Source organism: Streptomyces sp. NPDC093801, from assembly GCF_040701585.1.
Taxonomy (GTDB): Bacteria; Actinomycetota; Actinomycetes; order Streptomycetales; family Streptomycetaceae; genus Streptomyces.
This window is the reverse complement of record NZ_JBFBDP010000025.1, coordinates 43,786-57,665: the sequence shown is the minus strand read 5'-3', so window position 1 is coordinate 57,665 and position 13,880 is coordinate 43,786. Positions and strand designations below refer to the sequence as shown.

10 protein-coding genes and 1 pseudogene are annotated in these 13,880 nt (G+C 69.0%); 4 read left to right on the top strand and 7 right to left on the bottom strand.

Features of this window, described 5'->3' with window-relative positions:
- Positions 1-2 precede the first annotated feature (2 nt).
- The 7 genes from gyrA to dnaA form a co-directional block, all read right to left on the bottom strand.
- On the bottom strand, positions 3-2,615 hold the full coding sequence (gene gyrA, locus AB0469_RS27435) for a DNA gyrase subunit A (protein WP_366454116.1): 2,613 nt from the start codon (positions 2,613-2,615) through the stop codon (positions 3-5).
- 41 nt (positions 2,616-2,656) lie between these two features.
- Complete coding sequence (gene gyrB, locus AB0469_RS27430; protein WP_366454187.1) at positions 2,657-4,678, bottom strand: DNA topoisomerase (ATP-hydrolyzing) subunit B; 2,022 nt, start codon at positions 4,676-4,678, stop codon at positions 2,657-2,659.
- 334 nt (positions 4,679-5,012) lie between these two features.
- Positions 5,013-5,492, bottom strand: coding sequence for a DciA family protein (locus tag AB0469_RS27425; RefSeq protein WP_366454186.1), 480 nt, complete (start codon positions 5,490-5,492; stop codon positions 5,013-5,015).
- A gap of 83 nt (positions 5,493-5,575) precedes the next feature.
- Positions 5,576-6,712, bottom strand: a complete 1,137-nt coding sequence (gene recF, locus AB0469_RS27420; protein WP_042815746.1) for a DNA replication/repair protein RecF — start codon at positions 6,710-6,712, stop codon at positions 5,576-5,578.
- A 56-nt stretch (positions 6,713-6,768) separates the two neighbouring features.
- A complete protein-coding gene (gene gnd, locus AB0469_RS27415) occupies positions 6,769-7,644 on the bottom strand; it encodes a phosphogluconate dehydrogenase (NAD(+)-dependent, decarboxylating) (RefSeq protein WP_366454115.1) in 876 nt (291 codons plus the stop codon).
- 194 nt (positions 7,645-7,838) lie between these two features.
- Complete coding sequence (dnaN, locus tag AB0469_RS27410; protein WP_042810517.1) at positions 7,839-8,969, bottom strand: DNA polymerase III subunit beta; 1,131 nt, start codon at positions 8,967-8,969, stop codon at positions 7,839-7,841.
- Between the two features lie 863 nt (positions 8,970-9,832).
- A complete protein-coding gene (gene dnaA, locus AB0469_RS27405; protein WP_366454114.1) occupies positions 9,833-11,590 on the bottom strand; it encodes a chromosomal replication initiator protein DnaA in 1,758 nt (585 codons plus the stop codon).
- A 359-nt stretch (positions 11,591-11,949) separates the two neighbouring features.
- Here dnaA and rpmH point away from each other — a divergent pair, with 359 nt between their 5' ends.
- The 4 genes and pseudogenes from rpmH (at position 11,950) to yidC (ending at position 13,871) form a co-directional block, all read left to right on the top strand.
- Positions 11,950-12,087 carry a 50S ribosomal protein L34 gene (gene rpmH, locus AB0469_RS27400; RefSeq protein ID WP_018547628.1) on the top strand — a complete coding sequence of 46 codons (138 nt, stop codon included), beginning with the start codon at positions 11,950-11,952 and terminating at the stop codon, positions 12,085-12,087.
- Positions 12,088-12,108: 21 nt separating this feature from the next.
- A complete protein-coding gene (gene rnpA, locus AB0469_RS27395; RefSeq protein ID WP_366454113.1) occupies positions 12,109-12,483 on the top strand; it encodes a ribonuclease P protein component in 375 nt (124 codons plus the stop codon).
- Positions 12,480-12,734: pseudogene (gene yidD, locus AB0469_RS27390) on the top strand (membrane protein insertion efficiency factor YidD); the annotation flags it as partial. The gene rnpA and the pseudogene yidD, both read left to right, overlap by 4 nt.
- 30 nt (positions 12,735-12,764) lie before the next feature.
- On the top strand, positions 12,765-13,871 hold the full coding sequence (gene yidC, locus AB0469_RS27385) for a membrane protein insertase YidC (protein ID WP_366454112.1): 1,107 nt from the start codon (positions 12,765-12,767) through the stop codon (positions 13,869-13,871).
- Positions 13,872-13,880: the final 9 nt, after the last annotated feature.

Sequence of the window (13,880 nt, the reverse complement as noted above, 5' to 3'; positions counted from 1 at the left end):
ACTTACTCCTCGTGCTCCCGATCCGAGGACCCTTCGCCCCCGGCGGCCTCGACGGCCGTTCCCTCGGCTGCCGCGGCCTCGATCCCTGTCTCGATCTCGTCGACCTCGTCAGCTTCCTGACCGGCCTCGGCGTTGCGGGCGATACCCACCACGGCATCCCGCTTGCCCAGGTTGATCAGCTGGACGCCCATGGTGTCACGGCCCGTCTCCCGGACTTCGTTGACTCGCGTGCGGATCACACCGCCGCTGAGCGTGATGGCGAGGATCTCGTCCGATTCGTCCACCACCAGCGCGCCGACGAGCGACCCGCGGTCCTCCACGATCTTGGCGGCCTTGATGCCCAGACCGCCACGGCCCTGGACGCGGTACTCGTCCACCGCGGTCCGCTTGGCGTAGCCGCCGTCGGTCGCGGTGAACACGAACGTGCCCGGCCGCACCACGCTCATGGACAGCAGTTCGTCACCCTCGCGGAAGCTCATGCCCTTCACGCCCGAGGTGGCGCGCCCCATCGGGCGCAGCGCCTCGTCCGTCGCCGTGAAGCGGATCGACTGCGCCTTCTTGCTGATGAGCAGCAGGTCGTCCTCGGCGGACACCAGCTCGGCGCCGATCAGCTCGTCGTCGCCGCCGTCCTCGGTCTCCCGGAGGTTGATGGCGATGACGCCGCCCGAACGCGGCGAGTCGTAGTCCTTCAGCGCCGTCTTCTTCACCAGGCCGGCCTTGGTGGCCAGGATCAGGTAGGGCGCCGCCTCGTAGTCGCGGATCGCGAGGATCTGGGCGATCTTCTCGTCCGGCTGGAAGGCCAGCAGGTTCGCCACGTGCTGCCCGCGGGCGTCGCGGCCGGCGTCCGGGAGCTCGTACGCCTTGGAGCGGTAGACGCGGCCCTTGTTGGTGAAGAACAGCAGCCAGTGGTGCGTGGTGGACACGAAGAAGTGGTCGACCAGGTCGTCCTGCTTCAGCTTCGTGCCGCGCACGCCCTTGCCGCCGCGCTTCTGCGAGCGGTAGTCCTCGGTCTTGGTGCGCTTGACGTAGCCGCCGTGCGTGATGGTGACGACGATGTCCTCTTCGGCGATCAGGTCCTCGATGGACATGTCCCCGTCGAAGGGCACCAGCTTGGAGCGCCGGTCGTCGCCGTACTTCTCGACGATCGCGGCCAGTTCCTCGCTGACGATCGAGCGCTGCTTCTCCGGCGAGGCCAGGATCGCGTTGTACTCGTTGATCTTCGCCTGGAGCTCGTCGTGCTCGGCGACGATCTTCTGCCGCTCCAGGGCCGCCAGGCGCCGCAGCTGCATCTCCAGGATCGCGTTGGCCTGGATCTCGTCGATCTCCAGCAGGCCCATCAGGCCCTCGCGCGCGATCTCGACGGTGTTGCTGCGCCGGATGAGGGCGATGACCTCGTCGATGGCGTCCAGCGCCTTGAGCAGGCCGCGCAGGATGTGCGCCCGCTCCTCCGCCTTGCGCAGGCGGAAGCGCGTACGGCGGACGATGACCTCGATCTGGTGCTGCACCCAGTGGCGGATGAACGCGTCGATCGACAGGGTGCGCGGCACCCCGTCCACCAGCGCCAGCATGTTCGCGCCGAAGTTCGTCTGCAGGTCGGTGTGCTTGTACAGGTTGTTCAGCACGACCTTGGCGACGGCGTCGCGCTTGAGCACGATCACCAGGCGCTGGCCGGTCCGGGACGAGGTCTCGTCGCGGACGTCGGCGATGCCGCCGATCTTGCCGTCCTTGACCAGGTCGGCAATCTTCTGCGCCAGGTTGTCCGGGTTGGTCTGGTACGGGAGCTCCGTGACCACCAGGCACTGGCGGTTCTGGATCTCCTCGACCTCGACCACGGCGCGCATCGTGATGGAGCCGCGGCCGGTCCGGTACGCCTCCTCGATGCCCTTGCGGCCCACGACCAGGGCGCCGGTCGGGAAGTCCGGGCCCTTGATGCGCTCGATGAGCGCGTCCTGGAGCTCCTCGTGCGAGGCGTCCGGGTGCTCCAGCGCCCACTGGGCGCCGGCCGCGACCTCGCGCAGGTTGTGCGGCGGGATGTTGGTGGCCATGCCGACGGCGATGCCGGCGGAGCCGTTGACGAGCAGGTTCGGGAACCGCGCCGGCAGGACGGTCGGCTCCTGGTTGCGGCCGTCGTAGTTGTCCTGGAAGTCGACGGTCTCCTCGTCGATGTCCCGGAGCATCTCCATGGCCAGCGGCATGAGCTTGCACTCGGTGTAGCGCATGGCGGCCGCCGGGTCGTTGCCCGGGGAGCCGAAGTTGCCGTTGGAGTCCACCAGCGGCATGCGCATCGACCACGGCTGGGCCAGGCGGACCAGGGCGTCGTAGATGGAGCTGTCGCCGTGCGGGTGGTAGGTGCCCATGACGTCGCCGACGACGCGGGCGCACTTGTAGAAGCCCTTCTCGGGCCGGTAGCCGCCGTCGTACATCGCGTACAGCACGCGCCGGTGGACGGGCTTGAGGCCGTCCCGTACGTCGGGCAGCGCGCGCGAGACGATGACGGACATCGCGTAGTCGAGGTAGGAGCGCTGCATCTCCGTCTCGAGCCCGACGGGCTCGATGCGCAGCACGGGCTGCTCCTCCGCGGGATTCTCTGCGGTGGGGGTGGTTTCGTCGGCCATTGCTGGTCAGAAGTCCTTTCAGGCGGTCAGCGGAGGCCGACTCAGATGTCGAGGAAGCGGACGTCCTTGGCGTTGCGCTGGATGAAGGAGCGCCGCGCCTCGACGTCCTCACCCATCAGCACCGAGAACAGGTCGTCGGCCTGCGCCGCGTCGTCCAGCGTGACCTGGCCGAGCACGCGGTGGTCCACGTCCATGGTGGTGACGCGCAGCTCCTCGGCGTTCATCTCGCCCAGACCCTTGAAGCGCTGGATCGAGTCTTCCTTGATCCGCTTGCCGTTCTGCTTGCCGAGCTCGACCAGGGCGTCGCGCTCGCGGTCCGAGTACGCGTACTCGAAGTCGTCGCGACCCCACTTGATCTTGTAGAGCGGCGGGCGGGACAGGTAGACGTGCCCGGCCTCGACCAGCGGACGCATGAAGCGGAACAGGAAGGTCAGCAGCAGGGTGTTGATGTGCTGGCCGTCGACGTCGGCGTCCGCCATCAGGATGATCTTGTGATAGCGGAGCTTCTCGATGTCGAAGTCCTCGTGCACACCGGTGCCGAAGGCGCTGATCAGCGCCTGGACCTCGGTGTTCTGGAGGATCTTGTCGATACGGGCCTTCTCGACGTTCAGGATCTTGCCGCGGATGGGCAGGATGGCCTGGTACATCGGGTTGCGGCCGGACTTCGCGGAGCCGCCGGCGGAGTCACCCTCGACGATGAAGATCTCGCACTTGGTCGGGTCGTTCGACTGGCAGTCCGACAGCTTGCCCGGCAGCGAGGCGCTCTCCAGGAGGCCCTTGCGGCGGGTCAGGTCGCGGGCCTTGCGGGCCGCGACGCGGGCCGTGGCCGCCTGGATGGCCTTGCGGACGATGTCCGCGGCCTCGACCGGGTTGCGGTCGAACCAGTCGCTGAGGTGCTCGTGGACGACCTTCTGCACGAAGGTCTTGGCCTCGGTGTTGCCCAGCTTGGTCTTCGTCTGGCCCTCGAACTGGGGCTCGCCCAGCTTGACCGAGATGATCGCCGTCAGACCCTCGCGGATGTCCTCGCCGGCGAGGTTGTCGTCCTTCTCGCGGAGCAGCTTCTTGTCGCGCGCGTAACGGTTCACCAGACCCGTCAGCGCCGCGCGGAAGCCCTCCTCGTGGGTGCCGCCCTCGTGCGTGTGGATCGTGTTCGCGAAGGAGTAGACGCCCTCGGTGTACTGCGAGTTCCACTGCATGGCGATCTCGACCGAGAGCATGCGCTCCTTGTCCTCGGCCTCGACGTCGATGACGGTGGGGTGGATCAGCTCGCCCTTGCGCGAGTTGAGGTACTTCACGAAGTCGACGATGCCGCCCTCGTAGTAGTACTTCACCGTGCGCGCCTGCGGCTCGGCCGTGTCCGCGTCCGGGTCGTCCGCGCCCGCCGTGGCCTTCGCCGACTCGCGCTCGTCGGTCAGCGTCAGGGTCAGGCCCTTGTTGAGGAAGGCCATCTCCTGGAAGCGCCGCGACAGCGTCTCGAAGGAGTACTCGGTGGTCTCGAAGATGTCCCCGTCGGCCCAGAACGTCACCGACGTGCCGTGCTCGTCGGTCTCCTCGTTCTTGGCCAGCGGGGCCGTCGGCACGCCCAGCTTGTAGTCCTGGGTCCAGCGGTGGCCGTCCGTCTTGACCTCGACCGCGACCTTCGTGGACAGGGCGTTCACGACGGACACGCCGACGCCGTGCAGACCGCCGGAGACGGCGTAGCCGCCGCCGCCGAACTTGCCGCCCGCGTGCAGGACCGTCAGGACGACCTCGACGGCCGGCTTCCCCTCGGACGGCACGATGCCGACCGGGATGCCTCGGCCGTTGTCGATCACGCGCACCCCGCCGTCGGCGAGGATCGTCACGTCGATGGTGTCCGCGTGCCCGGCCAGCGCCTCGTCGACCGAGTTGTCGACCACCTCGTAGACGAGGTGGTGCAGACCACGCTCACCCGTCGAGCCGATGTACATACCCGGCCGCTTGCGGACCGCGTCCAGGCCCTCGAGGACCTGGATCGCACTGGCGTCGTAATTCTTCTCGTTGGAGTCGCCGGAATCGGCCACGAAGCGCCCTTTCTGGCACAGCGCAGCCCGTACTCCGGACCAGCATGTGCACCGGCGGGAGCGGCCGCGTCGATCTGCGTTGTCTGCGTTGTCGGTCTCTGCCCGCCAATCGGGCGGGATTGTCTCCAGTCTACCGGTACCACTGACATGAGTGGGGGTTTGCCGGTGCCTGAGTCCGCATGTGCCGCCCTGAACCTCCTCTCTCCGACTCCCCATATCCGGGGAGGGGCTCAAAGAGGCTCACGCGGGCGTCCAGCGCTTCGGCCTGTCAACCCGCGGCTACCGTGAGGGACGCCGCATTCGGCGCCCCGTCCCGTCGGCGTCCGAGGGGCGGGGCGGGGGGCTCCGCGGAGGGCTACCCGTAGGTATCGCCGGGGCCGGAACTGCCCGGTGCGCGCAGCGGCCCGTAGCGCTTCGGGCGGGCGCCGGGCCCCTGGACCTTGATCATCCGGACGGTCCCCTGGCCGAGCTCCGCGTTGAGCCGGGCGACCAGCTGCGGGGCCAGCAGCTTCAGCTGGGCGGCCCAGGCCGAGGAGTCGCAGCGGACCAGGAGCTCGCGGTCCTCGTAGCGTTCCGGTTCGCAGTGCGCGGCGATCTCCGGGCCGACGATGTCCGCCCAGCGCTCCATCACCCCGGCGACCGCGATCGGCATCTCCCAGCCGCGCTCGGTGCGCAGCCGGTCCAGCGCCGCCATCAGCGGCATCGGGTCCCGGCCGTCGGCGCGGGCGCCGGAGCGCAGCCCGGGCTGCTGCCGGTTCTTCCTGCCGGTGGCCGCGTTGCCCCGCGCCCGGGCCTGCTCGCGCGCGGCGGCCAGGGCCTGGCGGGCCAGGTCCACGCCGGAGGGCTCGGGGGCCCGGCGCCGCTCCGGATCGGCGCCGGCGGCGTCGCCGCGGGGGACGTTCGTGTCGGGGCCGCCGTTCACAGCCGGGTCACCTCACCGCCGGACACCGCGAACCGCGTCCCCGTCAGCACGCCCGGCACGTCGTCGTCCACCGCCGCCGTCACCAGGACCTGCTCGCCCGGGGCCACCAGTTCCGCGAGCCGCTCGCGGCGGCGGGCGTCCAGCTCCGCGAAGACGTCGTCCAGGATCAGCACCGGCTCGTTGCCCTCCGAGCGCAGCAGCTCGTACGAGGCCAGCCGCAGCGCCAGCGCGTACGACCAGGACTCGCCGTGGCTGGCGTACCCCTTGGCCGGGAGGTCGCCGAGGTGCAGGAGCACGTCGTCGCGGTGCGGCCCGACGAGGGTCACGCCGCGCTCGATCTCCTGTTTGCGCACCTCGGACAGCCCCGCCAGGAGCACCTCGTAGAGCGCCTCGCGGGTCCGGGCCCCTCCGCTGTCGACGCCCTCGCCGACGGAGGCCTTGTAGGCGAGCCCGAGCGGGCCGCCGCCGGGCGCGAGCTGCTCGTAGGCCTTGTCGGCCAGCGGCAGCAGGGTCGCGATCAGGTCGAGCCGGTGGGCGAGCAGCTCGGCGCCCGCGCGGGCGAGGTGCTGGTCCCACACGTCGAGGGTGGACAGGTCCATCGAGCGGCCGCCGTGCCGACGGGCCATCGCCGCCGACTTCAGCAGGGTGTTGCGCTGCTTGAGCACCCGCTCGTAGTCGGAGCGGACGGCCGCCATGCGCGGGGAGCGGGCGGTGACCAGCTCGTCCAGGAACCGGCGCCGCTCGCCCGGGTCGCCCTTGACCAGGGCCAGGTCCTCGGGGGCGAACAGCACGGTCCGTACGATGCCCAGCACGTCCCGGGGCCTGACCTGCGAGGACCGGTTGATCCGGGCCCGGTTGGCGCGCCCGGGGTTGAGCTCCAGCTCGACCAGCTGCTGGCGCTCGCCCTGGGTCACGGCGGCGCGGACGACGGCGCGGTCGGCGCCCATCCGCACGAGGGGGGCGTCGGAGGACACCCGGTGGCTGCCCAGGGTGGCCAGGTAGCCGACGGCCTCGACGAGGTTCGTCTTCCCCTGGCCGTTGGGGCCCACGAAAGCCGTGACGCCCGGGGCGAGGGGGACCTCGGCCCGGGCGTACGAGCGGAAGTCGGCCAACGAGAGATGCGAGACGTGCATACGGCGCCGACCTCCCCCGGCTTCCTGCTGCTGTGCTCTGTGGTGCTGTGGTGCGGTTACTTCTTCTCGACCGCGTGGCCGCCGAACTGGTTGCGCAGCGCCGCGATCATCTTCATCTGCGGCGAGTCGTCCTGGCGGGACGCGAAGCGGGCGAAGAGCGAGGCGGTGATCGCCGGCAGCGGCACCGCGTTGTCGATCGCCGCCTCGACGGTCCAGCGGCCCTCGCCCGAGTCCTGGGCGAAGCCCTTGAGGCCTTCGAGGTGCTCGTCCTCGTCCAGGGCGTTCACGGCGAGGTCCAGCAGCCAGGAACGGATGACCGTGCCCTCCTGCCAGGACCGGAACACCTCGCGGACGTCGGTGACCGAGTCCACCTTCTCCAGGAGCTCCCAGCCCTCGGCGTAGGCCTGCATCATGGCGTACTCGATGCCGTTGTGGACCATCTTCGCGAAGTGGCCGGCGCCGACCTTGCCCGCGTGGACGGAGCCGAAGTCACCCTCGGGCTTGAGGGCGTCGAAGACCGGCTGGACCGCTGCGACGTGCTTCTCGTCGCCGCCGTACATCAGCGCGTAGCCGTTCTCCAGGCCCCAGACGCCGCCGGAGACACCGCAGTCGACGAAGCCGATGCCCTTGGCCTTCAGCTCCTCGGCGTGCTTCTCGTCGTCCGTCCAGCGGGAGTTGCCGCCGTCCACGACGATGTCGCCGGGGGAGAGCAGCTCCGCCAGCTCGTCCACGGTGGACTGCGTCGCGGCGCCGGCCGGGACCATGACCCACACCACGCGGGGGGCCTGGAGGCTGTCCACAAGCTCCCGCAGGCTGTGGACGTCGGCGAGGTCCGGGTTGCGGTCGTATCCGATGACGGTGTGGCCTGCGCGGCGGATGCGCTCGCGCATGTTGCCGCCCATCTTGCCGAGACCGACGAGACCGAGCTCCATCAGGTGGGTTCCTTAAGCGTTGGGGCCGTCTGTACCGGGGCTCCCCGGGGACCGGTGGTTTCCGGCCGTTTTCTCCTGGGTCGCCCGCCGGGTCCGAGCCTACGCCGGGCGGTGGCGCGGGGCCGCTCCGCACGGCGCCGGGCCCGGCGCCCGCCGCTGCGGGTCCGGGCCCGGCGCCGGTGCACGGGAGGGTGTCAGCCGGAGAGGCGGACCGGCATGATCAGGTACTTGTAGGCCTCGTCCGCCTCGGCGTCGACCGCCGGACGGCCGCTGAGCAGGGCGGGCTTCGTCGAGGTGGTGAAGCTGAGCTGGGCGGCCGGCGAGTCGATCGCGCTCAGGCCGTCGAGCAGGAAGGTGGGGTTGAAGGCGATCGAGATGTCGTCACCCTCGAGCGTCGCGTCGACGCGCTCCACAGCCTGTGCATCGTCGCTGGACCCGGCCTCCAGGATGAGGACGCCCTGCTCGAAGCTGAGGCGGACCGGGGTGTTGCGCTCGGCGACCAGGGCCACGCGCTTGACGGCCTCGACGAACGGGGCGGTCTCGATCACCGCGACCGAGTTGAACTCCGTCGGGAAGAGCGTGCGGTACTTCGGCAGGTCGCCCTCGAGCAGGCGGGTGGTGGTGCGGCGGCCCGCGCCCTCGAAGCCGATGAGGCCCTCGCCCTGGCCGGAGCCGGAGAGCGCCAGGGTGACCGTGTCACCGCTGGTGAGGGACTTGGCGGTGTCGAGGAGGGTCTTGGCGGGCACCAGGGCCACGGCCGAGGCCTCCGGGTTCTCCGGCTTCCACAGGAACTCGCGGACCGCGAAACGGTAGCGGTCGGTGGAGGCCAGGGTGACGCGGTCGCCCTCGATCTCGATGCGGACACCGGTCAGCACGGGCAGCGTGTCGTCGCGGCCGGCGGCGATGGCCACCTGGGCGGCGGCGGAGGCGAAGACCTCGCCGGGGACGGTGCCGGTGGCGGTGGGCATCTGGGGCAGGGCCGGGTACTCCTCCACAGGCAGGGTGTGGAGTGTGAACCGCGAGGAGCCGCAGACCACGGTCGCCCGTACACCGTCTGTGGAAATCTCCACCGGGCGGTTGGGGAGGGCGCGGCAGATGTCGGCGAGGAGCCGGCCGGAGACGAGGACGGTGCCGTCCTCCTCCACGTCCGCCTCGACGGACACCCGGGCCGAGACCTCGTAGTCGAAGCCGGAGAGGGACAGGGTCCCGTCCTCGGCCTTGAGCAGCAGGCCCGCGAGGACGGGGACCGGCGGCCGGGCCGGGAGGCTGCGTGCGGCCCAGGCCACCGCCTCCGCGAGTACGTCGCGCTCCACCCGGATCTTCACCGGAACCGCCTCCTGCTGTTGCTCGCTCGTCTGCCGGCCTTCGTCGTCGGTCGTCGATGCCTCGACCGATGCCGGTCACCAGTCTGACGTACGGCGCCGACAGTCGTTGCGGCTGGCGGTCAAGTCGGGAGCGAGGCGGCGGGACGGCCGTCCGACGAGTTGTGCACAGGGCCTGCTTGAAAACCGAATCCACGCTAACTGTCTATGGGGGTAGTAGTAGGGCCTGTGGAAACGGTGGAAAAGCTCGTTCTCGCAGGTCAGCCCCGGTTTTTTATCCCCACACCCTGTGGGTGGCACCGGTGGACAACACGGTGTCTCTGTGGAGAAAGGAAAGTTCTGCACAGGTCGTCCCCAGGGGACCCCCACTACTCCACAGGTGTGTCCCCAGTTTTTCCCCAGAAGTCCACAGCCCAAACGTCGACATCCGTGTGACGGCTTTCACTCGCCCCGGTGATCGGAGGGGTCCGGTTGCCGAACAGTGGACAACGGTGTGGAGAACCGTCGGGAACCTGTGCACAGGATGCGCGAACCTGTGAGTCGGCGGTGGACAGAGGAGTGGATGAACCTGTGGATGATTTTTCTGTCCACAGGCTGTGGATGAGGCTTGCGCACAATTCCACACCTCCCTGACCTGGGCTGATGATCCCTCAACCGGCACCCCTGTGGACAGATTGTGGGTGAGCGTCACTGTCCTCAGGCTGTGGACGGAAGAAAGTTGGGGAATCTGTGGACAACTGTCTCTCCCGGGGGCGTATTCGAACAGAGCGGGGGCGCACGAACGACGAAGGGCGCCCCCGGTTCGATCCGAGGGCGCCCTGTGACGGGGTTTGAGAGGCCCCCGACGCGCCGGCCGGGGCCCGTCGTCAGCCGTTCTTGATGCGGTTGGTGAGCTCCGTGACCTGGTTGTAGATGGAGCGGCGCTCCGCCATCAGGGCGCGGATCTTGCGGTCCGCGTGCATGACGGTGGTGTGGTCGCGGCCGCCGAACTGGGCCCCGATCTTCGGCAGGGACAGGTCGGTCAGCTCCCGGCACAGGTACATGGCGATCTGCCGCGCCGTCACCAGCACCCGGCTGCGCGAGGATCCGCACAGGTCGTCCACGGTCAGCCCGAAGTAGTCCGCGGTGGCCGCCATGATGTCGGCGGCGGTGATCTCGGGCGCGCTGTCCTCGCCGCCCGGGATCAGGTTCTTGAGGACGTCCTCCGTCAGACCCAGGTCCACCGGCTGCCGGTTGAGGCTCGCGAACGCCGTGACCCGGATCAGCGCCCCCTCCAGCTCGCGGATGTTGCGCGAGATGCGGGAGGCGATGAACTCCAGCACCTCCGGCGGGGCGTTGAGCTGCTCCTGGACCGCCTTCTTGCGCAGGATCGCGATCCGGGTCTCCAGCTCGGGCGGCTGGACGTCGGTGATCAGGCCCCACTCGAAGCGGTTGCGGAGCCGGTCCTCCAGGGTGACCAGCTGCTTGGGCGGCCGGTCGGAGGACAGCACGATCTGCTTGTTGGCGTTGTGGAGCGTGTTGAAGGTGTGGAAGAACTCCTCCTGCGTCGACTCCTTGCTCGCCAGGAACTGGATGTCGTCGACGAGCAGGATGTCCATCTCGCGGTAGCGCTTGCGGAACGCGTCGCCCTTGCCGTCGCGGATGGAGTTGATGAACTCGTTGGTGAACTCCTCCGAGCTCACGTACCGCACCCGGGTGCCCGGGTACAGGCTCCGCGCGTAGTGCCCGATGGCGTGCAGCAGGTGTGTCTTGCCGAGGCCCGACTCCCCGTAGATGAAGAGGGGGTTGTAGGCCTTCGCCGGCGCCTCGGCGACGGCCACCGCGGCGGCGTGCGCGAAGCGGTTGGAGGCACCGATGACGAAGGTGTCGAAGAGGTATTTGGGGTTCAGCCGGGCGGTCGGCTCCAGCGGGCCCGAGGTGGAGCCGCCGGAGGGGGCCGACGGCGGCGGCGCGGGCGTCGGCCGGCCGGGGGCCGGACGCGGCGCGGGCTGCTCGTACGGCGGCTGGTCGTAGGACTGCTGCTCGTACTTCTGCTGCTCGTACTGCTGGGGTTCGTACTTCTGCTGTTCGTAGCCGCCCTGGTCGTAGCCGCCGGCCTCGGGCTGCTGGAGGTAGCCGGGCTGCGGGGAGGCGTACGGGTCCCGCTCCGGGAAGCGCTGCTGCTGCCAGCCGTAGTCGTCCTGGCCGCCGCGGGGCCAGGCGCCGGGCTCGGGGCGGGGCTGCTGGTACTCCGGGTAGGCGGGGCGCGCGGTGGGCAGCTGCTCCTCGCCGGGGCCGGGGCGCGGGCCGCCGTACGGCTCGTAGGCCTCGCGGGAGGAGGGGGAGGGCGCGGCGGGGGGCGCGGGCTCGCCCGCGGAGTCGTCCACCGTGATGGCGATCCGGATCGGGCGGCCGCACTCGCGGCTGAGGGCATCGCTGATCAGCGGCGCGAGGCGGCCCTCCAGGACCCGCTTGCCCCATTCGTTGGGGACGGCGAGCAGGGCGGTGTCGGCGACCAGGGCCAGCGGCTGGCAGCGCTCCACCCACTGCTTGTCCTTCGGCTCGATCCCCTGCTGACCCTCCCCGAGCAGCTTCTCGAGCACGCGTGGCCACACTGCGGCAAGATCGGCAGGTACGTCAGCCACAGAGCACGCTCTCTCACAGGTCCCTCGTCCCACGAATGTGTGGTTCTTTGGGACGGTCGGGACAAAAAACAGGGATCAGGCAACGGTAGTCAGGCCGGTGGCTGCGGTTCAAGTCGTTGTCCACAGCCTGTGCACAGTGTGGGGCAGAGGAGGCTCGGTTTGACCGGATGGCGTAGCCCCGCGTACCGTAGCGAGGTCGAGTTGTCGATGGCTGCTGCCGCCTGCCTACCGATGGGCGAAGATCACTGATTGTGATCATTTAGCGGTGTCCACTCGGGCGAACACGCGAGTTCCTCGTGGGCGCACGGTGACAGCCAGGCGATGTACCGCCACAACGATTCATTTTCTGGAGCCCCCGAGTGAGCAAGCGCACCTTCCAGCCGAACAACCGCCGTCGTGCCAAGACCCACGGCTTCCGTCTGCGTATGCGTACCCGCGCCGGTCGCGCCATCCTGGCGAACCGCCGCAGCAAGGGCCGCGCCGCCCTCTCCGCGTAACAACGCGCAGGTCGTGACGTCGTGCTGTCTCCCGAAAATCGGCTGAGGCGGCGCGAGGACTTCGCGAGCGCAGTACGCCGAGGCCGTCGGGCCGGTCGCCCGCTCCTCGTCGTCCACCTACGTACAAGCGGTGCAACGGACCCGCACGGGCCGGGGGAGACTGATCCCTCGACGCGTGCGGGTTTCGTCGTCAGCAAGGCCGTAGGCGGCGCGGTGATCCGTAACCGGGTCAAGCGTCGTCTGCGTCACCTCGTACGGGAACGGCTCTCCGTGCTGCCCGCCGGTAGCCTGGTGGTGGTGCGGGCGTTGCCCGGAGCGGGTGAGGCCGGCGTCGACGAATTGGCCCGGGACCTGGATGCCGCTCTGGTGCGGCTCCTCGGAGGCGCGGCTCGATGAAGTACCCGCTGCTCGCATTGATCAAGCTGTACCAGTGGACGATCAGTCCGCTGCTCGGGCCGGTGTGCCGCTATTACCCCTCGTGCTCGCACTACGGGTTCACGGCCATCGACCGGCATGGTGCGGTGAAGGGAACGGTCCTGACCGCCTGGCGGATCCTGCGGTGCAACCCGTGGTCCCCCGGCGGTGTCGACCATGTCCCACCTCGTAAACGCCCGCGTTGGCACGAGCAGCTGCGCAGTGCGTTGCGTCGACCTCGCAATGCTCAAGGAGCCTGATTAGTGGACACGATTGCCAGTCTGTTCAGCTTTATCACCACGCCAGTCTCGTGGGTCATCGTCCAGTTCCACAGCCTGTACGGCGCGCTCTTCGGGCCGAACAGCGGTTGGGCCTGGGGCCTGTCCATCGTGTCCCTGGTGGTCTTGATCCGCATCTGCCTGATCCCGCTCTTCGTGAAGCAGATCAAGGCGACGCGCGGCATGCAGGCGCTCCAGCCGAAGATGAAGGCGATCCAGGAGCGCTACAAGAACGACAAGCAGCGCCAGTCCGAAGAGATGATGAAGCTGTACAAGGAGACGGGTACCAACCCGCTCTCCTCGTGCCTTCCCATCCTGGCGCAGTCCCCGTTCTTCTTCGCGCTGTACCACGTGCTCTCGGCCATCGCCAACGGTCAGACCATCGGAGTCATCAACCAGTCGCTCCTGGAGAGCGCGCGCCAGGCGCACATCTTCGGTGCCCCGCTGGCGGCGAAGTTCACGGACAGCGAGGAGAAGGTCGCCGCTCTCGGCGCCTCCCTGACCGACGTCCGGATCGTGACCGCGGTCATGATCGTCATGATGTCGCTGTCGCAGTTCTACACGCAGCGCCAGCTGATGCAGAAGAACGTGGACCTCTCGGTCAAGACGCCGTTCATGCAGCAGCAGAAGATGCTCATGTACATCTTCCCGCTGATCTTCGCCTTCATGGGCATCAACTTCCCCGTCGGTGTCCTCGTCTACTGGCTGACCACCAACGTGTGGACCATGGGCCAGCAGATGTACGTGATCAACCAGAACCCGACCCCGGGCAGCAAGGCGCAGGACCAGTACCTGACCCGTCTGCTGAAGCACGTCTCCACGCACGGGAACGTCAAGGGCCGGAGCAAGAAGAAGATCGTCGCGGCGATCGTGGCCAAGGGCCCGGACCGCAACGACAACGAGCGCAAGTTCATCACCGCGCTGTCGAAGCAGGGCATGGCCGCGCAGGCGGACGGTTCCGTGACCAGGAGTTCCGAGGCCACTGCGGACGCGGACTCGGCGAGCGGTGGCGTCGCAACGAAGCGGCAGCAGCCCAAGCGCCAGTCGAAGTCGAAGCGCCAGACGCCCCCCAGCAAGCCCTCGAAGAAGTAGAAGGAGTCC

Coding starts and splice junctions, on each gene's coding strand:
- gnd (WP_366454115.1), bottom strand. CDS start 7,644: ATGGAGCTCGGTCTCGTCGGTCTCGGCAAGATGGGCGGCAACATGCGC.
- gyrA (WP_366454116.1), bottom strand. CDS start 2,615: ATGGCCGACGAAACCACCCCCACCGCAGAGAATCCCGCGGAGGAGCAG.
- recF (WP_042815746.1), bottom strand. CDS start 6,712: ATGCACGTCTCGCATCTCTCGTTGGCCGACTTCCGCTCGTACGCCCGG.